The following is a 25,166-nucleotide window of genomic DNA, read 5'->3' on the forward strand; positions in this document are numbered from 1 at the left end:
TTCTATGTCTATTCCTCAATATTGGACTTCGCTCACTGCACAGGGACGTCAGAAAGTGTTAGCTGCAATCGCTTCAAATGGCAAAATCGAAATAAGCCACTTTGCGGTTGGTGATGGTGATGTTCTTTCTACGCACACTAATTTAGTCAATTTAAAATATCAAAGTGAAATCAATTCCCTTCGAATGCTTGAAGACGATGGTGCGCTGGTGGAGATGTTTGCGGTTGTGCCGGCAGATGTTGGCGGCTTTTATGTTCGTGAAGGGGCTTTCTACACCAGTGATGGTGAAACATTCGCGATTATTAAATACCCAGAAACGTATAAACCGGATGCCAGTGATAATGCTGCGGCAGAGCTTGGGATCCGTGCCATTATTGACGTTGAAAACGCGCAGGTTGTTACAGAAAAAATTGATGCCTCCAAAGTGTACGCTTCTCGTGAATGGGTAGAGCGTACCTTAGCCAACGACCTTTCTATTTTGCGTGATAAGTTAGATGCAGATGCAACGTCACTTGCGGTATTAGACACAACACTTAAATCCAAAGGTGTCGCAACAAAATGGCAAGAATTAACAGGTGCAGTTAATCATGCGTTTGAAACAGAATACAGCGGTGAAAAGTACGTTGTTAAAAGACCGGTGGATGATGTTGCAATTGCACCACCTACTACAGCAGGGCGCACTTATACTGAGTTTAATGGTGTAGATGATTATATTCGTATTCCTACCATCGATGTAATGATTGGTGATGTTGTTAATTTTAAGTTTAAAGCTCCTGCTGGTGGAGTTACAAGCGAACAACTATTACTTGACGGTGGTATTAGCAGCACTGCAACTCGCGTGCTTTTTGGTGTAAAACAGGATGGTAATTACGCCTTCAGTGGTGCGGCTGTTTTGGTTGACGGCACATCGGTTTCGACGTCTACAAAGTACCCTACTGACGGCCTCTGGCACACAGTAAGCTATACAGCAAATTTGAATAAAACCTTGGAAGACATCGGCGCACAGTCTTCTGGCGTTTTGAGCTTTAAAGGCAGCATCTGCGACTTAGAAGTAATCCGAGGCGGTGAGCGTATCCACTATTATCCTTTGCGTACAGACGCGATTGATTATCTAGCGGGTAACTTAGTTAAGGATGAGGAATTTACTAGCAAGGATAATTTCGAGCTTACATCAAATGCAAGCGTTGATGGCAACGGTACAATGTATCTTAATAACCACCCAGCCACAGGACAGCAAGAAAACATACTATTATCTTCTGACATGGTGAACGATGGTACTTATCGAATCATCTACGATTATGAGATTACTGCTGGCTCTGTATCTGTGGAGTTTTATAACGGTGTGACTGACGGGATTGAACGATTCGGGTCTGGAAAGTCTGACGAAATACTAATTGTTAGTAATTTAACAACATTTAATAAAGCCATCGTACAAAGTAAAACAGAAAACACCACTGCGACAATCAAAAACTTCCGAGTAATCAAACTTAATGAGTTATCGCCGTCCGCAAGCTTCAATAGTGCTACAGGCTTTACTCTAAGCGGTGGTGTAACTATTTCTGGTGGACAAGCTGTATTCGGGGCGGGCGCTGGTACTAAACTTGTTCAGTTTGGTGCAGGGCTTGTGAGTGGTAAAAAGTACAGAGCTGTATACAAAGTAAACGGAGGTACGACTGGAAATCATAGGCTTGTTAGCGGTAGTTACGGACACACCTTACAAAGCGCCAACGGAGTTTTTGAAGTTATATTCACGCATAATAACTCCTATACTGCTGCGGAGGTCAAAACATTTGACGGTTGGGACGGTAACGTCGAGTATTTCAGCGTTACTGAAGTAACAGACGGTGAAGAAGTAGGTAATCCCACTCATACGTTTGAAAATTACTGGGCTAAGCAACTAGACAGTAAAGATATTGCTACTAAGTCAGATATTGATACTGGTACATCTACTAGCTTAGTACCAAGCGTAAAAGCGGTTAAAGAAGCCATTAATGCAATTACTACTGAAACACTGAATGCAGTAAATGCTAATAGTTTATCTAGTGATTCTGAGTTTCTAGCAGGCACAGATAGTAAAATACCAGATGCTAAGCAAATAATGGGCTATTTAAAATCATTTGGTTTTGGTGCTCAGTGGGAAGACCTGACAGGTAGTGTAGGTTATCAGTTTGAGACAAACTATCGCAATGGCAAGTACCTAGTACGCAACCCAATGCCTGACGTTACATTAGCACCACCAACTACGGCAGGGCGCACTTACACTAATTTCGACGGTACTAGTCAGTATATAACTATACCTACTATAAATTTAGTCGCTGGTGACGTAGTTAAGTTTAAATTTAAAGCGCCTACTTCAATACCTACGGCGTGGCAAGCGTTAATCGATGGGGTTACAGACCCGCTTGTTGTATATATAACAAGCACTGGCAAGTATTTTTATTCAAGCGATGTAAACTTGTATGCCGATGGCGTGCTCTGCACTAGCAATGTTACTAATTATCCGCAAGATGGATTGATGCACAATATTGAACTCATACTATCCAGCCCAAAAACATTAAGTCATATTGCAGTTAAAAATAACATTACTTTAGCATACAAAGGCCGCATCTATGACCTAGAAGTAATCCGAGGTGGCAATAGAATCCATTACTACCCTTTGCGTAATGATGCTATAGATTACAAAGCAGGAAATCTTATTAAGGATGAGGAATTTACTAGCAAGGATAATTGGGTGCTTAGTGGTGTATCAATCAGCGATAATAAAGCGATATTTGGCGGTAGCGGAACAAAGTCAATTAAAGATGATAGCGCTAAGCCGACTATTGATAGCACCGTTAGGGTTATATATGAGATAACTGAGTACGTCAGCGGCAGTATCAAAGCGTCATTTGCAGGTTCTCAAGATTTATCTACACAGTCAGGGAGCGGTGTTAAAGACGAAATTGCAGTAATTAACGGTACACCGACCAACACAAACTTATACTCAAGCGACTTCGTAGGTTCAATCAAGAACTTTAGAGTCATCAAACTTAACGAATTAAGCCCTAGCGCAAGCTTTAGTAGCGCTACAGGATTTACGCTAAGCGGTGGTGTCACTATTTCTGGTGGTCAAGCTATATTTGGTAGTGGTGCTGGCACTAAGTCGGTTAAATTCAAAAACGCAACAATAGTATCGGGTAAGACGTACAGAGTGGTGTATAAAACAAATGGTACGTCGACTGGTTCTTTTAGAGTATCTTTTTCCGGTGTTTTAGATTTAACCGAAAGAAATTCTGACGGAATTTATGATGAGACTGTAATCTTACCAAGTACACCGCTTGACGCAAACGTATATACATCGAATGGTTGGGACGGTAACGTTGAATATTTTAGCGTTACTGAAGTAACAGACGGCACAGAAGTAGGTAATCCCACTCATACGTTTGAAAATTACTGGGCTAAGCAACTTGATGGTAACGATGTAGGAAAGCAAGAAGATTTAATTGAAGGCTCTAGCACGTCTTTAGTACCAAGTGTAAAAGCAGTTAGAGACGAAATTGATAAAGTAAAACTTCAAACGTCCGGTAACTTGCTTGAGCACGGTGTTGGTACTCAACTTTCTATGCAAAGTGTTAACTTCATCAATCGCAGTTTTGATTTGCGCATTGATGGTAATGGCCGAGTACCGTTCCCTGATTTACCAGCAACGGCTTGCGATATTTTGGTGCATGGCTTGACAGATGAAACAGAAACATATACTTCGTTTGTTGGTCGATTCGTTAAATATGGCAGTACATGGAGTGCAGTCAATATCTATGGCGCAACAGGTAGCGTAAATCATCCAACAATTGAAATTTTCAACAACAAACCACACTTTAAAAATCCACACGCATCGACCTATCCGTATTCCTTTCATTGCCAGATAGCATGTCAGAATAGCGGTAACGCAAAGCCATTTGAGTTTTATCAAAACTTGTATTCGACCGCTAATTTGCCGACTAAGCTGGTTGATGGTGCTTTATCAATTGAAAAGAATGTATTTGGCGCTCTGCGTACCTCTGTACCATTTGGTACACTGGATTCGGGCGCACTAAATACAGCTCATTGGCATTTTAAAACAAGCTTGCCAAGTTTTTATTTTGATAAAACAATCCATGTGAAAGGGGAAATCTATGCAGGGGAGTCCTATAAAAATCGCGTTTATCACGAAGGCAATAAGCCAACAGCAAGTGACGTTGGTGCGCAACCTGCGAGCACGAAGCTAACTGAGCTATCCAATTCGCAAATTAATTTATATGGCCGTGAGGTTGTTATTAACAGCAAGCGCGCACTTGTTGGTTTTTCAGAAAATGAAGGTAACAACCTTACTATTAATTTCGGTAAAGATTGGCCGCTGGTTAATGGGCTTGGTGATTGGGCTTTTGGTTCTGATGTTTCTGTTTATGGCGATTTAAAGCTGGCTGGCGACGATAGCTACATTTGGACGCCAAATAAAGAAAATGGCTTCTTTGGTATTTATGATCCATATCGAAACATAAAACCAATGCGGTACGCTTTTGATACAGGATTTATGTATGAAAGCGATATAACCGTTAAAAAGAATAATCCTTGGCTGACTTTAGAAAGTAATCCTGCTGGTGATTTGCAATCTCAAGCTGCTGGTATTTCGATTGGAGAGTCAGGTCGTCATGATGCAGCCTCTTTCCATATAGCTTATAGAGCTGATGGTCAAACTTATATCGGGATGGGTTCACTGATTGAAAACGTGCCAGAGCATTGGGCTATGCAGCTTAACTGGACGACGAGCTGGGTTCGTTTTCGGTCATCTATTCAGTTTGAAGACGATAAAACAGTTGTAAGCAAAGGAGTCAATGACTCTACCCGTATTACAACGCCAAGTGGTTGGCTTGAAATTGGCCCTCAAAACACCTTTTTTTCTCATTTTAAGACTGACCGATCAGCATTTCATTTTGACAAAAAGGTCAGCGTACAAGGCGAGATTTATGCGGGCACTGGTTACGACAAACGTGTTTATCATGAAGGTTATAAACCGACAGCGAATGATGTAGGCGCATTTACCGCGCATAAAAAACTGGTCACAGTAAGTAATAGCGAATACACGACTATTGCAAAGGTGACGGGTGAAAGATTTAGCTCTATCATTACTATAGCGTTATTTGGCACAGCAGATAGTACGGTAGTTTCATTTAAAGCGGACGTGCTAGTTCACCACTCTGGACAAACTTATGTTTATTCACAAAATGGCGGTTACAGCGCAATAAGTCTAAAAATACTCAGTAATAATAATGAGAAATACTGTATTCAAGCGAAGATTATTGGTTCTAAATCAGCGCCTTTAATTTGCACAATACAAGCTTTTGCAAATGAAGTGATAGAGTTCAATCCAGCCGATATATCGGGCTTTAGCAATGAGCATATCCATAACTCGCGCAAATGCGGGTACGCCATTACATCAAAGTACGATTCCACAGGCATCAGTATCAATGGTAACGAGGTTGCGGATGCTCGCAATATTCACCAGCTTTTGCAATCATCAGTTAACAAACCAGCCAGCGGTAGCTTATCACTAGGTGAAAACCACTTAACCACTAATAACACAATTAAGCTACCTGCAACGACAAACCTTGCTGTTGATAGTGTAGTAAAAGTGACTAAACGCTTTTCGGTCACACCTCAAATTGAGGTGAATAATCCAGCAACAGACAAAATTGCCTTTTTCAAAGATAGAGTCGTGCAGTTTGATACGGCCATCACTTTTGATGTTGGCACAATACTTACCTTTATTTTGAACGATAAGAAAGAATGGGAGCTTCAATAATGGGAACTGCATTGAGTAGTTTAATGTCTTCAGGAAAGTGCATTGGTGAAGTTGTTCGATATAAAACCGAGCACAGATTTCCTTACAATGTTCTACCGCTCGATGGCGGAGTAGTAAAACGTGCTGATTATCCAGAGCTGTCAAAGCTGATCCCGACTACAGCAGGCTTTGGCCTTAAATTATTCAATGACAACAACCAAAGCAGCACGGTAAAACCTACAGGCACTATCACAACTAAAGGCGAAGAAGGCTATATTCGTTTTTCTAATTCATCTGCTTATTTTAAAAGTAGCGATGGGATGAATTATGATTTATTTAAATTTTCCCCAGAAATTAGCGGGTATGTACAGGTTACAACTGAAGTTGCTCGACGAAGCGCGGCAAGCGATGGAGTCCGCACCTTTGTAAAAATAGCCACAACAGAAAGTGGAGGCTATGGCGTGGTTGTATCGAAAGATCATGGTGCTACTTGGCAGTTTGTATCGCTACAGCAATTTACAGCTTCACCTGCTAGTAAAATGTCAAACATGCCAGATACAACAAAAAGATACATGGAGCAAATGCAGGTAATCTATGCAAAGAATCGCTTTTATCTGTGTTTTTTAAAGGATGATCCAATTGGACACACTATTAACGTGTTGCTTCAATCAGAAGACGGAGTCGCATGGACAAAGCATGTGAATCATATCGGTATTGCAACGGTATCTGGAGTAACGTTTCCTAAACTTGTTTTGTGCGCAAATTCAACGCATCTATATACTGTAACAGTGAACCCTAGCGATTCTTATCGAAATGTTGTGTTGCATTATTTTAAGCTTGAATCTAATTCATATGCTGGTGCGGACGGTATCGAGTTTCCCTATTGGAGCAGTGACACAGGAGGAGCGTTTGCAGCGGCAATAAACGATGACGTCTGCCTCGTTAGCTACCGCAGGAGTTCAGCGCCAAGCGATTCACCATCGGCACTTTTTGTCGTTAATCTTATAGACGGAGTTGTGGCTGATAAAAGTAGTAGCGAATTTATTGATATGCCTAGAAATGCCGCGCTACCTACCTCGTTAATTGACAATGGGAGCTATTTCTACTTTTACAGAGCAGATCCTACTTCTGGTGCATTAATTAGAGTTGATGCTGTTGCAAAAAATATTCAGTATCTAGCATCGTTCAGTAACGACTATACAGCGACAGCAATACCTGATTTTTCAAACGTTTTTTTTGATGGCGAAATCTTACATATTAGCAATGGCACAGCTCAGCTACTCGTAGATCCAGACACCGAAATGGTGCTGAAGCGAATGATAAATGATAACGCAGCTCTTAAATATGGCATTGTAGCGAGGTAACTATGAACCAGAAGCAAGTATTTTTATACGATGAAAACAGGCAATTTGTTGGCTCGAAATTTATTGCTGAGTCTGAAAAACTCATTCAAAGCACGGATGTTCCACCGCCAGAATTAGGTGAGAATGAAGTTGCTGTATATGCAGGTAATGGGCGTTGGATTAAAAGAGAAAATACAACACAGAAAATTGTTACAGTCAAACTCACAAAGCCTGAAGTTCAATCGCTAACCATAGATGACACTATTCGTGTTGGGCTTGGCGGTATTGTATGGCTACCTATCAATCAGCCTTTCTCTATTAAAACCACTGCGGTAGGCATACCAGACAGTCAATTAATGGTGATGATTGAACGTGTCGTAGATGGCTCTAAGGCTGTGGATGATGTACGTGTTCTCGCTGAAATTAAAGACGGTAAAGTCACCATTGATGGTGTGTTTAAGGTTTCAGGTAATTACTTGTTACGCGCAAGTCGATTAAATGAAGGCTTGGAGCGAATTAAAGCACCATTCCGTTTGATGTTTGATACTGTCGAGTTTGATGCGTATGAGGATTTGAACGTTTCATGATAAAGGTATGCTGCTTGTGCTGACTGAGTATTGTATGGGCTTGAGCGTGAAGCATCGTAATGTGTCCAAAGAAACACAGGAATGCCTATGCAGTCAATGTGGCTCCCGCTTCGGGACCAAGTGTCTCATGTAAAAAAGTGATGTAAGCGGTCAAAATTTACCGTTTTTATCCGTTAAGCAACGGTAAGATGACGGCAGAGTGAATGAGATTGTTCAACTTTAACCGTTTCGCTCATGAGCGATAGGCAAATCTGGCTGTGTCTCCACTGTTTACCCATGCTGTTATCGAGTTGAATGGGCACGGTGGGCAAGGTTTTTTCACCTAAGTAGCCAAGCGATTAGCTCATTATTACCATCATCCATAACGCTTATTCTATCCATCTGCGCGATCAGTCCCATCCTATATTCTACTCAAATTTCACTTTCTCCATTTCTTCGTAACTATCTGACCTATTTAGGTCACACAAATTAGAGGGTAGCCATGGCTTATTCTTTGGGTGTCGTAGCTGTCACGCTAAACAGTTCAGCTGTCAGCGGTACAGACACCTTTTTCCAAAACGTCGGTAACATCAGAGCAGGTGACTTGTTTTACATTCAGCTCAATGGCCAGAATGTGATGTTACAAGTTGAACAAGTATGCAGTGATACCCAGCTGGTGCTTGCCAATTTAGATGGTACACCGTTCTTGTCACCGGCAACGGCAAATGAGCTCCATTACGGTATTGTACAAAACTTTGCGTCGACCGTAACGGCTCAACTCGCAAAAGGAATAGCAGATTTACAAGCTAAGTGGTTCCAGCGTGAGCAAGGCATAACAGGGTGGTTTGCCAGTGATGAGGATACTCATGAGATTGTTACTTACCTTGGGGATCGAGCGACTATACCAACGCCTCTCGGTATGACCAAGTTACTTCAGCACCATCAGTCGGCAATATCAAGTCAACTCCTTGATATTGAAAACATGATGAGCTCAATTTCTCAGGCCCATGATCAGGCGAAAGCCGCGGCTGCACATGCCGCCACCGTGAAAGTGGAGTCGGCATCGGCAAGTAAAGACGCACAGGACGCACAATCGGCTAAAGGCGCGGCACAGCGCGCAGCAATCGAAGCTGAAGCGTCTGCCACGAAGATAGCCTCGGCCAAAGACGAAGTGCTTGAACTGAAAGAGTGGGCTGTTAGCAGTGAGGAGGCAGCGCACGCTTATGCTTTGGACGCGAAGTCGAGCGTAGCATCCATTACGGAATTGAGCACAATCGCCACCACCGCCGCTCAGTTTGCTGAGCACCATGCTCAATCGGCAGAAAAAGATGCCGTTGCTGCTGCAGCCTCAGCCGCTAAAGCGAATAACAGTCAAACCAGTGCGGACTTGTCGGCTCAAGGCGCAAAAGAAGCGAACGCGGCGGCACGCATTAGTGCTGATGCCGCATCTTCAAGTGCGAAGCTTGCTGAACAGCACCGTATTGATGGCTTATCGAGTGCTCAAAACGCGGCGAAAAGCCGCTTAGCAGCAGAAGAGATCCTACAGAAAGTTGGGCAATTAGGAAGTGAAGTACAACTGAACTCGCAACACGCCAAAAACGCTGAAATAGCCTCTAACACCCATCGTATGTCTGCAGCCAGTTCGGCAGAAGCAACACATGAAAGTGAGCGTCGAGCAAAAGAGTATCTTGACGACGCATTGAAGGCAAAAAATGAAGCGCTTGTAAGTGAGGCTAATGCGGCTGAGCATGCTTCCGCCTCGGCGAAAGAGGCTGAATCAGCAATAGCAAGTGCGACGGTTGCTCTTACTCAAAGTCAAGCGGCGATAGATGCGGCGAACGCGGCAGACATAAGGGCTAAAGCGTCGGCTGTAAGCGAAGGTAACGCGAAATCGTCGGCAGAAAATGCCAATGAAAGCCGCAGCGCGGCGCTATCGCTCGAGTCGAAAAGTAAAGACCATGCCGAAAAGGCCCTGGCAAGTCAGGCTTTAGCTGCGGGAAGTGAGGCACTTGCACTGTCACACGCTCAGTCTGCTCTGGAGTCAGCAAATAAGGCGCTTGAAAGCGAAACGAGTGCTACTTCGAGTAAGACGGTTGCCATTAACAACGCCAAGGCAGCAGCGACAAGCGCAAGCAGTGCCCTCGAACATAGTCAAAAAGCTGAAGCCTCCGCAAAGTTAGCAGAGGAAAGCTACCAAGCCGCTATTGTTAAAGAAGCGAATACGGAGAAATTGGTTCAAGCTGCGCAGTTAGCGTCGAGCACAGCAACAAAAAATGCCTTGGATTCTGAAGACTCAAGTAAAAACTCCGCGACATCGGCATCGTTATCGCTATCTAAAGCGCAAGAGGCGTCTGAGTTTGCTGCATCAGCCGCCTCTTCAGAAATTATCGCTTCAACTAAAGCGAAAGAAGCGTCTGAATTTAGCACGCAAGCTAAGCTCTACCGCAACGAATGTCAGCAACTTGTTGGTGGAGTTGCGCCAGATTCGCTCAAGCTGGGAGGGGTATCCAGCTCTGAATATTTACTCAAAAGTAATGTTGTTTCTACGTTACCAGAACCGCCTACGGCGGATGAAGCGCTTATCCCGAATGTTGTGATGTTGCAAAAAGCGCTTGCTCGCATAGAGACATCGGGAAAAGAAGATTTGGCGGTATTAACAGCTCAAATTTCTGCTGAAAAACAAGCGGTTAAAACCGAGTTTTCGGGTGTTAAGTCTGTACAAACCGCAACTCAACAGAGCTTGGACAGTTTTAAAACCCAAGCGGAGAAAGACCATACTGCGCTTCGAGCTGAATTATCGGGTGTTAAGTCCGCGCAAGTCGCGACTCAACTAAGCTTGGATAGTTTTAAAACCCAAGCTGGGAAAGATCATACCGCGCTTCAAACTGAATTATCGGGTGTTAAGTCCGCGCATGCCGCGACTCAACAGAGCTTGGACAGTTTTAAAACCCAAGCTGGGGAAGATCATACCGCGCTTCAAACTGAATTATCGGGTGTGAAGTCCGCGCATGCCGCGACTCAGCAGAGCTTGGACAGTTTTAAAACCCAAGCAGGGAGAGACCAAACCGCGCTTCAAACTGAATTATCGGGTGTTAAGTCCGCGCAAGCCGCAACTCAACTAAGCTTGGAGAGTTTTAAAACCCAAGCAGGAAAAGACCAAACCGCGCTTCAAACTGAACTATCGGGTGTTAAGTCCGCGCAAGCCGCGACTCAGCAGAGTTTAGACAGTTTTAAAACCCAAGCAGGAAAAGACCAAACCGCGCTTCAAACTGAACTATCGGGTGTGAAGTCCGCGCAAGTCGCGACTCAGCAGAGTTTAGACAGTTTTAAAACGCAGGCAGGGAAAGATCATACCGCGCTTCAAACTGAATTATCGGGTGTTAAGTCCGCGCAACTCGCGACTCAACAGAGCTTAGACAGTTTTAAAACCCAAACAGGGAAAGACCAAACCGCGCTTCAAACTGAACTATCGGGTGTGAAGTCCGCGCAAGTCGCGACTCAGCAGAGTTTAGACAGTTTTAAAACGCAGGCAGGGAAAGATCATACCGCGCTTCAAACTGAATTATCGGGTGTTAAGTCCGCGCAACTCGCGACTCAACAGAGCTTAGACAGTTTTAAAACCCAAACAGGGAAAGATCATACCGCGCTTCAAACTGAATTATCGGGTGTGAAGTCCGCGCAAATCGCGACTCAACAGAGCTTAGACAGTTTTAAAACCCAAGCTGGGAAAGATCATACCGCGCTTCAAACCGAATTAACGGGTGTTAAGTCCGCGCAAGCCACGACTCAACAGAGCTTGGACAGTTTTAAAACCCAAGCAGGGAAAGATCATACCGCGCTTCAAACCGAATTATCGGGTGTTAAGTCCGCGCAAGCCGCAACTCAACTAAGCTTGGGCAGTTTTAAAACCCAAACAGGGAAAGATCATACCGCGCTTCAAACTGAGTTATCGAGTGTGAAGTCCGCGCAAGCCACAATTCAACTAAGCTTGGACAGTTTTAAAACCCAAGCAGGGAAAGACCATACCGCGCTTCAAACTGAATTAACGGGTGTTAAGTCCGCGCAAATCGCGACTCAACAAAGCTTAGACAGTTTTAAAACGCAGGCAGGGAAAGATCATACCGCGCTTCAAACTGAATTATCAAAGGTCAAATCCACACAAACCTTAATACAACAAAACGTGCATAGCTTAGAAGCGCGCGTTTCAGAGAAACAACAGCAGCTCCAAAACGAACTGCAAAACGTAAATACCTTACTTTCTCTACATTCAACCGATTCGGTGAGCTTAAACAAACAGTTATACCGAGCAAAGCTAAACGCCTTATTAGGCGAAAATTTATTAATGATCTAAAAAGGAGACGTTAAATAATGTCAACCATCCATCAGGCTGTACAGGCAATGGTCGATAACCTGACAACAAAGATGACTTCGGGTACTCCATTTACCCCTGAAGAGCAGCTTTTAGTGTCCAAAGCGATTTCAGCACTTAAAGACAATGAGACTTGGGAAAAAGCGGTCGTTGCTGTGGTAGAAGAGCATTTAGATACCGCTACGGCTTCACTAACGAGCGCAACCGCTGCGATTAATACCAGCACTGGCGTAATTAACGCCCAAGCGAGCAATTTAGCCATGATCCCGCAAATGCGAGACGACGTGACAAAAAGCGTAGCGAATGTCGTTCCGCTGGTTAAACAAGCGGTGGACAGTGGTAGTTCTATCCCTTCAAGAGTGGGTGTGTCTATTGTTGGAACTAGGGATACGTCTCGTTATCTCAATGGCGGTAGTTTAAGGGCTTATTCTAACGAAGAAGGGGAGGCCCTGTGTATACCCTATTTTGATGAAAAATCGGGAAAACTATATCATGCCTTCATCAGTTGCTTTAACGCAAGCAATAACTACTATCAAATGAATATCAATTTTGGGTATTGGCAAGGAGAGGTGTTTACTTCTTTGTACAAATACAATAGTGCTTCGCAAAGTCAGGGAGAATTTGGTGCATACAGCAATAAAAATTTTGCTATCGATAGTACATACGCAGTGATTGTGCCGCTTGCTAAATATGAAGATTCTTCTGATGTGCGAATGTGCTTAATCATTGCTTCAAGTGCTAATAAGCACAGCGAAGCTGATTACAGTTGGCGTAAAGTGATTGCTGTTAACCCGGACGAATCGGGTGTTTCGATATATACAGGAGCGTCCAATACTGCGTGTGATGAAGGTGCAAAAACAGCCTATCATCCACTTTCAAACAATTATCAGCATCTCGCTTATGATCAAGAGAAAAAGAGACTCGTCGGTTACATGGGGAGCTTACAATATTACAACCGAGCGGTTGGGGTTTCGACGTTATCCACTGCAGCAAAAGAAAACTTAGAAGTTGGCGCATCTCCAACATTTGGTTGGCCAACTGATGAAATGAAAAATATCTCGAAGTACATCAGTTTTACAGGCTATGCTCAAAGTGGACAGGCATTAAAAGGCCGATTTGTTCGAAGTTCAGATCATGAATCGGGCACAGCTAAGGAATACAAATTTGTTAAATTAGGCAGCGGGTATCTTAGTACAGGGACGTGGCGTTATTTGTCTGAGGGTATTTATCGCCCTGTGAGCAATAACTCGAACTCGATGCGTGGTTACAACTTATATAAATCTGCTGATGCTAATCTCAATTATTCCATGAATACCAATAGCATGGCTGACAAAGCAACATCTTACCTTGTATGCAAAACAGATGGTCGAATTGTCCCCTACCAAATTTTCTACGGACCAAACTTTAGGCGATATCAGGTTGGCGAAGGAACTGATGTAATTCAAGCGATAGATGTGGTATCTGTGAATTATTGCGTATTAGATGATGAAGGTAATACGGTGAGTCATGGCGTATTACCGTTGCCTGAGTTACAGCAAAATTCAAATGCCAGTACTATGGGGACCAGCTTCGATTTATTGCTATTGCCCGTATGTTTTGATAGCAACGAACAAAAAATCCATTTTTTGCGCGGTAGTTATGAAGCTTTGTCGGGTGGTAACAAATTCCACATGAGCACATTAATTTACAAAGTATAGGAGGTTTTTGTGAAGACTAATATTGAATCTGTATTAGACAGTAATGGTGTTTTGTTTGTTGAAGGTGTTCGATATCTATATAACCCTGAGACTGGTGAAGCTTGGACAAAAAAGACGGTTGCTGCTTACGTTGCAAAATTAACTACCGAGCGTGAAGCGTTGATGAAGGAGGCAGAACCTGAAGCTGTTTCGCTACCGGTTTATGAATTGAATGATATTCAAGTTAGTGCCGTTGAAAGTGCACAAACCGTTGAATTGGGTAACGGAGGTATTTATTGGTTGCCAACCGATACCGCATTTACGATAACAGCAAACGCAAAAGACGTTCCGGATAATCGCCTCATGGTTATGGTCGAAAAAGTCGTTGATGCAACTAGAGCAATTGACGATGAACGTTTTGTTGCAACTGTGGACAAAGGTAAATTGTCTCTTACTGGCAGCTTTGATAAAACTGGCAACTATACGCTATCGGCAAAACGTTTAAATGAAGGCTTGGAACGGATAAAGATGCCGTTTCGAGTATCGTTTCCCACTATTGAGTTCGATGTTTACCGCGCTTAGTTATTGCCACTAAAGCCCTTTCTGTGTGATTACATTAACAACAATGTAGCCACGTAAAAATGTCCCCAATACTGAACGATTAATTGAACGCAGCGTGATCTGCGAGTTGATGCCCTCGTTTGCTCTACTCCTTTGTAAAAAAGAAGTTTGATTCGAAAAGCGGTCAAACTTGACCGTTTTTTATCAATCAAGCTGGGTATGATAACGATACAGTGAGCGCACGAAGGTCATATCGACCTACTTCATTGATTCGTTTCATTCGGTGAGTGTGCTTTAGCCATCCTCATACTCGTTTCCGTTCTTAGGTATTGAACGAGTTCAATTGTCTTCACTTTTTACTATTTATCTTTGGGTTATCCATGTCAGATCAATACCTTAACTTGGCGTCGTTAGCACGTCCAGACATCATCGAAAATCTAGATTTTGAACGTATTTTGGCCGAGCGGAAAGCACGCTTTTTGCAAATAGCGCCAAACTATGCCGATGCGTTGGCGTTGGAAAGCGACCCGCTTTCAGTGTGTTTAGAAGTGGAGAGTTATAGAGAGCTATTGTTGCGACAAAGGATCAATGAAGCGGTGTATGCCAACTTGTTGGCTACGGCACAAGGGAATGATCTGGTTCATTTGGGGGCATTTTATGGTGTTGAACGACTTGAGCGTGAATCGGACGAAGCGTTTCGAGGCCGGATCCGTGATAGCACTATTGCTTCTAGCACGGCGGGTAGTGCGGTGCATTATCGACGTCGGGCGATGGCGTCAGCACCCGCTGAAATACGAGATATTTCAGTCAGCAGTCCAGGTGATGGACTTGTCGAAATTGCAGTGTTGGCCAAACCAAATTGTGATGTTGAATCGGTTGTAATGAAGGTAAAAGCTGGTGTATCAGACCCTTCGGTGAAAATGTTGACAGACACCCTGTCGGTGTTTGCTGCAGAGCAAATTCCGGTCAATGTGGATGCAACAATTTACCTCAAAGACAATGTGCCAGCGAGTTTACTCGACAGTTTACAGAAAGCGCTCTCAACAGCCTGGCAAGACGAAATGCAACTGGGTTGGGATCTTACGCCGAGTTGGCTTAACGCCCAGTTACACAAACAAGGGGTCCATCAAGTGATCCTGAACTCACCTACATCCATGCAAACCATGACCCAACATCAATGTGCTGTGCCTGGAGAAATCGTTTTAACATTAGGGGATTAGTTTGAAACAACATTTACTTGCACCGACAGCCTCAGCGCTTCAACGGCACTGGTTGCAAAGTCAAGAGTTGGAAAAAGAGTTTGCGGATGCGACAACGCAATTAAGGGGCTTTAAAGCAAACCCACATGACCGCGCATTGTTATGGTTAGTGTGGGAATATGGGCTAGAGGCCATTTTGCCTTACAGCCAAGATTTGCGACAAACGTTACAGCAAGGCCTTGAGTGGCAACGTCTTCGAGGTACGCCTAAAAGTGTATTGATGGCGATGAGTTGGTTGCAGTTTAAACATGTTCAACTAGAAAACGCTGCCGTTGGACGGCATTATTATCGCTATCAACTTGCGCTTGGGCAGTTGCCCACAGACGAACAAGTTAAACACATTCACAAGTTATCCGGCTTATCGTCCCCCGCGAGCGCTAAACTTGAGCGGCTTTATCATGGACTTGATGTTAGAGCCCAAGTGTTATCAAAAAATGGTTTTGGGCAATTGCTCTCTGACATTTCGGGTGTCGACTTTGTCGACAAAGGAAAACGGCTTTGTAAAGTAAGTTTCGCGCGTAAAAGTACTGCATCGGCCACTTTTTTTGAGACGCAGATTACCATCGGACACCAAAGACATGTGGTGGGTCAAGCTGAATATCTTGGCTGCAAACGTCTTAGCGATTACCACCTGAGTGATAGAGAGCCATCGAAACGACCCATCGCGGTGGGATTAACGCAAATTCGGCCGCAGTATATAACGATGACTCAAGCCAGATGGCTAGGCCCATGGCAAGGGGGTGGCTCAATGAAAGCGACCAACACACCGCGCTTCTTCACGGTGAAGTCAAGCACACGCAATACGATAAACTCGAACCGCTCTATTTTGCAGGGGCAAGCAATGGACGTTTTAACGTGGGCAACAGCTATTTAACCGTCACTCTTCCCGTATCTTTACATTAATTCGACAGCGTTGTTGTTAACGCGCTAACGTTCAGAGTACCTCTATGACATCACAACTGACTTACTTGCCTGTGGTTTGGACGCATCATGGACTAGACAAACTAGTTTCGAATGCAAGCCATGGGATAGCCATGCCGATTACGCATGTCTCAGCGGGGGAGGCGAGTTATACCCCAGAGCCAACCCAAACAGCGCTTCGACAGGAACACCAGAAAGTGCCGGTAAGCCAAGCTGAAGCGCTTGGAAATGGCCAGTTACGATTCAGTGCCTTGTTTGATGGGCCACAAAGTTACGCAGTGCGTGAAGTCGGGCTTTGGGCTGACGAGACGCTTGTAGCCATTTATAGCATGCCTGAGCTGCAAATAAACTTCAAAGCAGCCAATGCCGCATGGATAGAGGTATTTACACTCAATGTCGGCGCACTTCCCACTCAAAATATTACGTTTACGACTGGTATGAACAACGTAAACGTACTTTTCGCTAAAGAAATGGCCTTGATGACAGAAGCACAAATGAATCAAGGAAAGACGCTCATAGAGCATGCAGCCTTAACGATGAAAATGAGCCATCAATTAGCCTCCTTAATGACACAAAGCGAACGATAGGAACACGATGAGTATTGAAATGCAGATTGCGGCATTACAAAAAGCCGCTTCAGAACAAACGGTCGCAAGCGTTTCCCTTGCGCAACAGGTCAGTGAGCAATTGGTGGCATTTACTCAAGGTGTCGCGGATGTGGCGGCGACCCGAGCGTTGACTACCGAGCAAGCTAAAACAATGTTGGCGCATCTCCATCAAGCTAAACAGCATAGCCAGCAAGCGAAATACGCAGAATTGAAAACGGCATTGCATGTCGAAGCGTGTGAAGACACACGAGAGTATGTTGACAAGCAAAAGGATGCGTTGACCTCGCTGGCGGCCAGCGCGGAACAAAAGGCGAATGAGATTGCCTTGAATGTCGTCCAAAACCAAGCTTATGCAGCCGTGTGCGCATCGATAGGTGAACTTACTGAGCAAAAAGCGAAAGAAATTGAATTCAATACCAATACTGTTGTGTCGTTGCAGTCCGACATCAAAAAGCGGAGCACGGAGCTTGTGTCGCTTGAGGGTCGTCTAGATACGCTTAAACAAACAGTGGTGTCGCGCGTTGATCATTGTGACGCATTGGCAGAACAGGTCAGTTTAGATAAACAACATGCGCACGCCAATGCGTCGCTTGCGGTACTCGCGGTATCGTTGTTGACCAATCAACAGCAAAAGCTAATTACCGCATTTAATGCCTTGCTCGACGGAACGCTTACGTCTGCGCAAGTTACCCAATTATTTAGCGAATAGGAATTAGCAAGTCATGACGACAACTGCACAAAATCTTGCCGATGCGGTATCGGCGCTTAACGACGTGGCAACCAGCCACGAAAAACTGCAAGCCGAATACCTACAAACTCACGCCAACCTAACTGCCAACCATAAAGCCATGCAGGATTGGCAAACGACCAATGGCGATGTCAACTTTAAAGACCAAGCCGGCAATACTCATGCTGTGCCAAGCTTAAAGAAAATGGCCGCTGCGGTACAAACCGTAAACCCCAACCCGCACGTAATGACCAAAGCCGAATTTGATGCCCTGCGCGAACTGCGCAAGCAGCAATATGCGGGGAGTGGGTTTGTTGAGTTTGGTAAACATCCCACTGTCTTTTCTTACGTTAATGGTGCGTGGTTTTATATCGGTGGTGGCTGGGAGAACACCTTTGCAATAGGTTCGGACAAACCCTCAAGTGGGGGGCAAGCCGTACAAATTATCCACAAGTTCTAGTGGATGGGGTTATGATTCATGTTGAGTACGTAGGTGGGGATCGCCAAGATGAATCAACGTTTGTAAGATTACCCCCGCCCCCGACGGCACCAAAACCTATGATACCGCCACCGGTGTTGTGACTCAGCACGCCAACGCCGAGGTCGCCTTTGCGTCCGAAACGGCTACCAACAAAGTCATTTTAACACGCAAAGACTTGGTATTTTTGGAGGCTTGGCACGAAAAGCTATCTGAAAAAGATGTGGTTTATCCGCTCGGCAACGTCCAATACGGCGCAACTAGCTGGTCAGGCATTACGCTAAACAACACCCTTGTTGCACAAGGTTATAGCGCGTTTGGCGAGTGGGACACCGCCACCAAAGGCTACGGCGCCAAATGGTCAACGCTTACCGATGCGCAGCGCGCCGCGTTTTTAGTTGAACCCAAAAACAATATCTACTATGACGCGGTTACGGGGGCGTATATCCAAGCCCGCTACCGCGTGCGGGTTATAGAGGGGTGTGGTGATACTTGGAATAAAGTTCGCCCAAGCTTTGCTGGATCTTCGTATAACAAGTTTTTAAGTGTTAGTGGTCAGCCTTTTAATCTAGTCGGTGGAAGATTTAAAACTATAAACAATGACCGAGATTTAGTTGATTACAATTCCCAGGCATATTCAGTATTTATGACGTCTAATAATTTGGATGGCCCCAAAGACGAACTCGATGCCGGAATATTTGTAACCGAAGGGCTTGATTCGGGTTTTGCTCTCCCTATCGCCCTCGTCCAGCGCATGAACCAGGGGGCATACCATCCCGTGTTTAATCCGATGGGTACAGCGTTTTGTTCAAACGAATCTTTAGGTGCCCAAGCCTTTTGGGACGGACTTCAAAATGATTACACGACAACCTCTGAGGTTTTTCTGCGAAAACCCGCGACCCTTTCAGGCTCCGTGGGTTCAAATTCTTCCGGCAGATATGATGGTTACAAATACCACGACGCCATTTACGCGGGGCAGGTCGAAGACTTGCGCTTGAGTGCCAGGAAAAAGACCTGCGGGGGACATTGTCAGAGTTAGAGAGGCAGTTAATTGGTGGTGAACTAAGAGGTAGTCAAGCACCTATTTTTACGCAGCAATTTTTTACTTGTACGCCAACAACGAAAGGTCAAAGCGTCGGTTACATTCATGTTAACTTACCAAAAGGAATCTTGTCTTACCCGACAACACCTGCTCCGTCGTGGGAAACTTCGGAAGTTAACGGCTATCTGCTGGATGCGTCAAACAAGGTGTTCCCTGCATCGTGCTTTAGCGTAGGTAGTGAAACCGATTATGCTATTTTGTCTCGTCAATGGGTTAATGACTTGAGTGTCGTAGATATCTCAGGGCCTTGTTGGTTTATCGTACACACACGTATGTCTGCAACCTTTGATACTCTGCCAAATGTTGATATAGCTGGCCATCCATCCGATTTAGCCAATGCTTTCCCGAATGGCTGTTATGGTGAGTGGATCCCGAATCTGCCTTCTTCTGGGACTCTTTCGGCCAACCAAAAAATTAAATCGGCGTTTGCTAAACTCATTCGAACAGGTGGAACGTGGTATTCGGGTGCAACTAATTTTGAACCCGTAGCTAACAACTGGACCGATGGTATTCAAGCCGGTGAAGTACAGTTATATTTCTACAGCTCAGATTCCTATTTTACGGAACCAGAAACTAACCTCCCACTATCCGAGTTAGGTAACGTCATAGCAACGGCGGATTTTCATCCCCTCCAGGGCAATCGCTTGTCAGGGTCTTTGTTGAGAATGGTGTTAAAGGACTCGCAGGACGGTAATCAGATGCGATTATTACCTATGCTCCAGTACGCCAAAACGTATCAAAACAAATTATGGCGAATGTGTAAGCCACGGCACGGCCTTGTTGATTTAAACGCCCCCAGTTATGGGTTGTCAGCCTTAAAAACACTTGTTTCAATCATCGAAAAAAATGGACTCTATTACGCTCAATTTAATGGCTCAGAACTAAAACACAACGGTACAGATTGGGGCGACGACCAGGTTATACCTGTAATAAGTGGCGAAGACGTCAAAGTGGACTTGAACGGTAACACCGTCAAGGCGTTTTGCCACCATTCCATTTTCCCTTTGGGTATTGCTCACAACGGCTAAGGAACGACTATGACTGAACCATTACTTTATATTGAACAACCGATAATCACTTACGCCGACGTACAGCAAAAAATCATGCTGCGCCACGGCCAAGACCAGATTGACGACGCCTTGCGCGTCGCAATCGAGCAAGAGGACGCAGCTCATGTGACGACCCATGCAGCTTGGCTTGAGTTGTTGCCGCAAGTGCAAGCCGAGATAAGTGACGTTGAGCAATACAATGCTGAGCATCCAGACGAGCCAAAAAAAGTACCATCATTACCAATTGAGCCTGTGTTGGACATGTCCAAACGCCGATCGTGTTACCGAGTTGAGTTGGTCGAAGTTGATTTAGAATTGAGTACTGAAACTTCACATGCTGAGGTGATTTTCGATGATGATAAGTTAATTGCCTATCATCATCCTGCAACGGAGGCGCACAGTAATGAGCATATTGCTTTAGTTAAACGTCTTCGCTTCAAAGAATCACGCAAAGCAGCGCTTGCAGCACAAATCGTTGAGGTAGAAGGAATGCGATTTGATGCAGATGAAACGAGCCAGCAACGAATGGCGCGAACACTCTTGATTTTAGACGAAACAGAATCGGTGGACTGGGTGCTTTCAGACAATTCGGTTGCAAAAGTGACCAAAGCGCAATTGAAAGCCGCTTGTAAATTGGCTGTCAGCCAACAAACTGCACTTTGGATACCTGAGTCGTAACGCATTCGTAAAGAAACCAAATCGATAAAAGCCCGCAGCCGCGGGCTTTTTTATGCCTAGGAGTTTTTAATGGCAATACTTACTTCAGCAGGGCGCGTAACACTGGCTAAAGCGTTACGTGACTTGCCTATCTACCTTGCTTGGGGAAGCGGTGCAGTTGCATGGGATGAGGACACCCCGCCTGAGTCCCAGCAAAGCAACGCGCTTACGCATCTGCTCGGCTATCGCAAAGCGCGTCGAGTCGCATTTTGTGAACCCAGTGATGGGGGCGAGATTGACGTACCAAATGGGCAATTTGCGCTTTCTGACACACCGACACAACATCTTTATTGTCAATTTACCTATGACTTTGAGGATGCGCTGGGCGAAACCATTCGAGAGGTTGGATTGATGGTTGGTACTCAAGCCAAATCGGACATCCCGCCAGGAAAATATTATTTACAGCCTGGCGAAGTCGAAGAAAGCGGCTCACTCCTGTTACTGGAGCATCGTTCAAGATTGAAACGAGAGCAAGGTGTGAGAGAAACATTTGAATTTGTGATTAGTTTTTAAGTGACTGAAATGCTCAAAGATTATTATGAAAAATTTAGCCCTAATAAGCATTATGAACAATTGCTTTTTCGTGCCAGTAAAGGGCTGCAAAGTCGCGAACTGAATGACTTACAGCTGCAAGTGCAACATCAAGTCAAAGGCATTGCCGATGTGATGTTTAAAGAAGGGGATGTGGTTTCTGGTGGCGCAGTTGCCGTCAATCGCACTGACAAACTTGCTAAAGTGGCCGACGGCAAAGTGTATTTACGTGGCGCTGTACGCGACATTCCCTCGCGAACGGTGCAATTAACGCTTGGAGATTCCGAAGTCATTGGCGTTTGGCTGAGCGAGAACATTGTCACAGAATTGGACGATCCAGAACTGCGTGATCCTGCGATTAATGCGCACAATTATGATGAACCCGGCGCTGCGCGTCTACAGCTGATTGGTCGATGGGGTCACAGCGAAGAAGCGCCCACGAATGGCAGCGCATTTTATCCTGTCCATCGTTTAGAAAAAGGGGTGGTGTTAATTAAACAACCCCCACAATTAGATTCGGTGAGTCAAGCGCTTGCTCGCTATGACCGAGAATCCAACGGTGGTAGCTATTTAGTTAGTGGTATGGCACTGAGTTATCGAGGGCTCAGAGACGGAATGCAACATTTTAGTTTGCAGGAAGGTAAAGCACATTTGCACGGTTTTGAAATTGCGTTCAATACGGCAAGGCCGATTGAGTTCCCACACGATCCTGATATTGCGCAAGTCAATGAAGAGCCGAAATCTTTTGTTGCCAATGAGCATGGGGAAATGCGTATTGATCTTGATTTTTCGCCCGTTTCAGAAGTCGCGCAGATCAACGCAACCGTACAACGCAAAGTCCAGCATACACGAGGCCAAATTCAGGGGTCGGTGGACCTGCTCATTGATAATGCCGTGATAGATGTTTTAAGCGTTACTCAAGGTGACACAGTTTATCAAAAAGGCATCGATTTTCTATTTGTTCGAAACCACATCAGTTGGCAATTAGGTGGGAATGAACCGGCTTCAGGCAGTAGCTACGATGTCGAGTACACTTTTCGTAAACAACTAACGGTTGAACATGACGAGCAGGGTTTTGTTCTTAAGCAACAGATAAGCCCTTCAGAGTCGATTGTGGCAAATAGCTTAGTCACAGTGCATTACAGTTGGTTTATGCCGCGCAAAGATTTAGTGGTGCTTACACCTTCGGGTCAAATAGAGCGACTCAAAGGATTATCCGTTAAAGAATCACCTGTAGCACCCAGTGTGCCAAATGGTCATTTGCCGTTAGCGGTTGTCACGCAATCATTTACTCAAGCAGCTCCTGAAATTCGCAATGTTGCGATTCAGGCGGTAACGATGGCTGACATGGCCTTAATGCAATCGCAAATTACTGATCTTTATCAATTGTTGGCCATTGAGCGACTTCGAAACGATGCGAACGCGCAAGACCCATCGAGCAAATATGGCGTTTTTGTTGACCCGTTTCTCGATGATGACATGCGAGACCAAGGGCTAACTCAAACGGCCGCAGTGATTGATGGTGAGCTGCAATTACCGATGAATATCTCGGTAGAGACATTTGGTAATCTGTCTGCGCCAATTACATTACCTTATGAATTAGAAGACGTGTTGCTGCAAGATAGGCAAACCGGCAACATGAAAATCAACCCCTATCAAGCGTTTGCTCCGATCCCAGCCAAAGTTTCCTTAACGCCGAGCGTCGACCATTGGACTGAAACGTCACAAAAGTGGAGTAGCCCAATCACGGCTCGTTTCACACGAGGCAGTGGTCGAGTGCAACGAATCATTGAGGAAGTGCGGACTGAGCGAGTGGGCACGACAACTCGTGCTGCGGAGTATTTGCGCTCTCGCGACATTGCGTTCCGTGTTGAAGGATTTGGTGCAGGTGAAGTGCTATCAGCATTGATTTTTGATGGTGTGGATATCATCGAAGGAGTTTCAGCATGATTAAAGCAAATCAACAGGGAATCCTAACAGGGCGATTTACCGTTCCATCGGGTGTTCCTGCAGGCAGCAAAGCGGTGCGCTTTGTGGGAGCAGGAGGCTCTTCAGGAAGTGCAAGTTACGTTGGCAGTGGTGAGATCCGAGTCGAGACGTTACGTCAGGTCAATGCAATCGTAACGGAACGTTTTGATCCGCTGGCGCAAACCTTTACGCTTGAGCAGAGTCGATTTGTGGCAGGGATTGAACTGTGGTTTAAGGCGCTGGGCACAAAACCAGTGCAAGTGCAGATCAGAGAAGTACAGCAAGGTTTCCCAACACAAACCATCTTAGCTCGTTCGGAACTTCCAGCTGCTGCACTTAAGTTGAATGACGAAGCGACGTTATTTACCTTTTCCCCTGTTTTTTTACAAGCAGCTCAAGAATACGCAATCGTGGTGTTATCCGATGACGCAACGCACAGTGTCGCGATTGCGGAACTCGGTAAATACGATAAACACAAAGGTTGGGTGACAAGTCAGCCATATCAAGTCGGCGTTTTACTGTCTTCGAGTAATGCCAGCACGTGGACACCCCATCAAGACAGAGACCTATCATTTAAATTGAAAGCGGCTCGTTTCACACAGCGAGAACGTACCGTTGAATTGGGCGCGATTGATGTTGATCAGGCAACGGATTTAATGGCGCTTTCCGTCGTTGAAAGACCAAATGCTCAGACTCGAGTTGAGTTCTTGTTTAATTCAGAAGATGGCGTAGTTGCCGAACGAGCCGCAGAAGAGTGGCAAGCGATAGCGCTGACTCAAACAATATCTGGAAAAGTAAATGTAGCGGCTCGACTAACGGGAACGGATGAATTATCTCCCGTCGTTTTTGCCGGCACGCAGTGCGCGGTTGGGCGAACGGCCGATCAAGCCACGTATATTACCAGGGCAATTGCGAGCAAAGTGAATGGCAATCTCACCGTGAGTTATGAGGCCCATTTGCCAAGTAAAGCGAAAGTGTTGGTTTTTGTCCAGCAAGGCGAAGAGTGGCGTCCAGTGTCAACCTTGCAAAATCAAAATTTAGGTGGCGGTTGGATCCAAACAGATCATCGATTGACCGCATTAAGCAGTTCGCTTGTTCGAGTGAAGCTGATTCTTCAGGGACAACCAAATGCAAGACCTCGTATTCGTAATTTACGTGTTTTCTCAACATAGGAGAGCACATGAGTAAATTTGAATCGACGCCCAATCGGGGTTATCCCTTACCCCATAAAGAAAATTTGCTACAACACGACGTTCAACGGTTACGTACCACCATTACTGAAATTGATGTTGATGTCCAAGAAAGTAGGGAATCGAATGAGCTTTTGCAGCAACGCTTAGAATCGCTGCAGCGACGAGTGCGTCTTACGCAATTGCTTGGTGATGAGATTTCATTATGAGTTTGTGTAAGATGAATAATATTGTCGAGACGCCTATTTGAAATTGTGGTGTGTTTGTTTTTGCATAAACGCTTTTTCAGAAAAATCATCAAGCG

General features: G+C 44.9%; 18 protein-coding genes. All 18 read left to right on the plus strand.

Going from position 1 to position 25,166, the window contains the following annotated elements; all coding sequences use genetic code 11:
- Positions 1-4 precede the first annotated feature (4 nt).
- Positions 5-5,818, plus strand: coding sequence for a phage tail-collar fiber domain-containing protein (locus tag NI389_RS13820; RefSeq protein ID WP_308360438.1), 5,814 nt, complete (start codon positions 5-7; stop codon positions 5,816-5,818).
- Positions 5,818-7,161, plus strand: a complete 1,344-nt coding sequence (locus NI389_RS13825) for a hypothetical protein (protein WP_308360439.1) — start codon at positions 5,818-5,820, stop codon at positions 7,159-7,161. Before NI389_RS13820 ends, NI389_RS13825 begins: the two co-directional genes overlap by 1 nt.
- A gap of 2 nt (positions 7,162-7,163) precedes the next feature.
- A complete protein-coding gene (locus NI389_RS13830) occupies positions 7,164-7,727 on the plus strand; it encodes a hypothetical protein (RefSeq protein ID WP_308360440.1) in 564 nt (187 codons plus the stop codon).
- 481 nt (positions 7,728-8,208) lie between these two features.
- Entirely contained in the window at positions 8,209-12,057 is a 3,849-nt protein-coding gene (locus NI389_RS13835; RefSeq protein ID WP_308360441.1) for a hypothetical protein, read from the plus strand.
- A 17-nt stretch (positions 12,058-12,074) separates the two neighbouring features.
- The gene (locus NI389_RS13840; RefSeq protein ID WP_308360442.1) at positions 12,075-13,772 is read left to right on the plus strand and encodes a hypothetical protein; all 1,698 of its coding nucleotides are present in this window, start codon (positions 12,075-12,077) and stop codon (positions 13,770-13,772) included.
- Positions 13,773-13,781: 9 nt separating this feature from the next.
- Positions 13,782-14,333 (plus strand): hypothetical protein, encoded by a 552-nt coding sequence (locus tag NI389_RS13845; RefSeq protein WP_308360443.1) that lies wholly within the window; start codon positions 13,782-13,784, stop codon positions 14,331-14,333.
- A 359-nt stretch (positions 14,334-14,692) separates the two neighbouring features.
- A complete protein-coding gene (locus tag NI389_RS13850; RefSeq protein WP_308360444.1) occupies positions 14,693-15,532 on the plus strand; it encodes a baseplate assembly protein in 840 nt (279 codons plus the stop codon).
- 1 nt (position 15,533) lies between these two features.
- Positions 15,534-16,445 (plus strand): phage tail protein, encoded by a 912-nt coding sequence (locus NI389_RS13855; RefSeq protein ID WP_308360445.1) that lies wholly within the window; start codon positions 15,534-15,536, stop codon positions 16,443-16,445.
- Positions 16,446-16,518: 73 nt separating this feature from the next.
- The gene (locus tag NI389_RS13860; protein WP_308360446.1) at positions 16,519-17,079 is read left to right on the plus strand and encodes a phage tail-collar fiber domain-containing protein; all 561 of its coding nucleotides are present in this window, start codon (positions 16,519-16,521) and stop codon (positions 17,077-17,079) included.
- 7 nt (positions 17,080-17,086) lie between these two features.
- Positions 17,087-17,809: a hypothetical protein gene (locus tag NI389_RS13865; RefSeq protein WP_308360447.1), complete on the plus strand. Its 723-nt coding sequence runs from the start codon at positions 17,087-17,089 to the stop codon at positions 17,807-17,809.
- Between the two features lie 13 nt (positions 17,810-17,822).
- A complete protein-coding gene (locus NI389_RS13870) occupies positions 17,823-18,287 on the plus strand; it encodes a hypothetical protein (protein ID WP_308360448.1) in 465 nt (154 codons plus the stop codon).
- Between the two features lie 118 nt (positions 18,288-18,405).
- Positions 18,406-19,344 (plus strand): hypothetical protein, encoded by a 939-nt coding sequence (locus NI389_RS13875; protein ID WP_308360449.1) that lies wholly within the window; start codon positions 18,406-18,408, stop codon positions 19,342-19,344.
- Positions 19,332-20,435 carry a hypothetical protein gene (locus tag NI389_RS13880; protein ID WP_308360450.1) on the plus strand — a complete coding sequence of 368 codons (1,104 nt, stop codon included), beginning with the start codon at positions 19,332-19,334 and terminating at the stop codon, positions 20,433-20,435. The genes NI389_RS13875 and NI389_RS13880 overlap by 13 nt, the downstream gene beginning before the upstream one ends.
- 9 nt (positions 20,436-20,444) lie before the next feature.
- On the plus strand, positions 20,445-21,134 hold the full coding sequence (locus NI389_RS13885; protein WP_308360451.1) for a DUF4376 domain-containing protein: 690 nt from the start codon (positions 20,445-20,447) through the stop codon (positions 21,132-21,134).
- Between the two features lie 69 nt (positions 21,135-21,203).
- Positions 21,204-21,686 (plus strand): hypothetical protein, encoded by a 483-nt coding sequence (locus NI389_RS13890; RefSeq protein ID WP_308360452.1) that lies wholly within the window; start codon positions 21,204-21,206, stop codon positions 21,684-21,686.
- A gap of 9 nt (positions 21,687-21,695) precedes the next feature.
- Positions 21,696-23,654, plus strand: a complete 1,959-nt coding sequence (locus NI389_RS13895; RefSeq protein ID WP_308360453.1) for a DUF4815 domain-containing protein — start codon at positions 21,696-21,698, stop codon at positions 23,652-23,654.
- Positions 23,651-24,844 (plus strand): hypothetical protein, encoded by a 1,194-nt coding sequence (locus NI389_RS13900; RefSeq protein WP_308360454.1) that lies wholly within the window; start codon positions 23,651-23,653, stop codon positions 24,842-24,844. Before NI389_RS13895 ends, NI389_RS13900 begins: the two co-directional genes overlap by 4 nt.
- A gap of 8 nt (positions 24,845-24,852) precedes the next feature.
- Positions 24,853-25,071, plus strand: a complete 219-nt coding sequence (locus NI389_RS13905; RefSeq protein WP_308360455.1) for a hypothetical protein — start codon at positions 24,853-24,855, stop codon at positions 25,069-25,071.
- Positions 25,072-25,166: the final 95 nt, after the last annotated feature.

Source organism: Pseudoalteromonas xiamenensis (genome assembly GCF_030994125.1).
GTDB lineage: Bacteria > Pseudomonadota > Gammaproteobacteria > Enterobacterales > Alteromonadaceae > Pseudoalteromonas > Pseudoalteromonas xiamenensis_B.

What these genes read in the sequence shown, in the direction of transcription:
- NI389_RS13835 (WP_308360441.1), top strand. Translation starts at nt 8,209, where the DNA reads ATGGCTTATTCTTTGGGTGTCGTAGCTGTCACGCTAAACAGTTCAGCT.
- NI389_RS13895 (WP_308360453.1), top strand. Translation starts at nt 21,696, where the DNA reads ATGCTCAAAGATTATTATGAAAAATTTAGCCCTAATAAGCATTATGAA.
- NI389_RS13840 (WP_308360442.1), top strand. Translation starts at nt 12,075, where the DNA reads ATGTCAACCATCCATCAGGCTGTACAGGCAATGGTCGATAACCTGACA.
- NI389_RS13850 (WP_308360444.1), top strand. Translation starts at nt 14,693, where the DNA reads ATGTCAGATCAATACCTTAACTTGGCGTCGTTAGCACGTCCAGACATC.
- NI389_RS13885 (WP_308360451.1), top strand. Translation starts at nt 20,445, where the DNA reads ATGACTGAACCATTACTTTATATTGAACAACCGATAATCACTTACGCC.
- NI389_RS13870 (WP_308360448.1), top strand. Translation starts at nt 17,823, where the DNA reads ATGACGACAACTGCACAAAATCTTGCCGATGCGGTATCGGCGCTTAAC.
- NI389_RS13900 (WP_308360454.1), top strand. Translation starts at nt 23,651, where the DNA reads ATGATTAAAGCAAATCAACAGGGAATCCTAACAGGGCGATTTACCGTT.
- NI389_RS13890 (WP_308360452.1), top strand. Translation starts at nt 21,204, where the DNA reads ATGGCAATACTTACTTCAGCAGGGCGCGTAACACTGGCTAAAGCGTTA.
- NI389_RS13905 (WP_308360455.1), top strand. Translation starts at nt 24,853, where the DNA reads ATGAGTAAATTTGAATCGACGCCCAATCGGGGTTATCCCTTACCCCAT.
- NI389_RS13860 (WP_308360446.1), top strand. Translation starts at nt 16,519, where the DNA reads ATGACATCACAACTGACTTACTTGCCTGTGGTTTGGACGCATCATGGA.
- NI389_RS13820 (WP_308360438.1), top strand. Translation starts at nt 5, where the DNA reads ATGTCTATTCCTCAATATTGGACTTCGCTCACTGCACAGGGACGTCAG.
- NI389_RS13825 (WP_308360439.1), top strand. Translation starts at nt 5,818, where the DNA reads ATGGGAACTGCATTGAGTAGTTTAATGTCTTCAGGAAAGTGCATTGGT.
- NI389_RS13830 (WP_308360440.1), top strand. Translation starts at nt 7,164, where the DNA reads ATGAACCAGAAGCAAGTATTTTTATACGATGAAAACAGGCAATTTGTT.
- NI389_RS13865 (WP_308360447.1), top strand. Translation starts at nt 17,087, where the DNA reads ATGAGTATTGAAATGCAGATTGCGGCATTACAAAAAGCCGCTTCAGAA.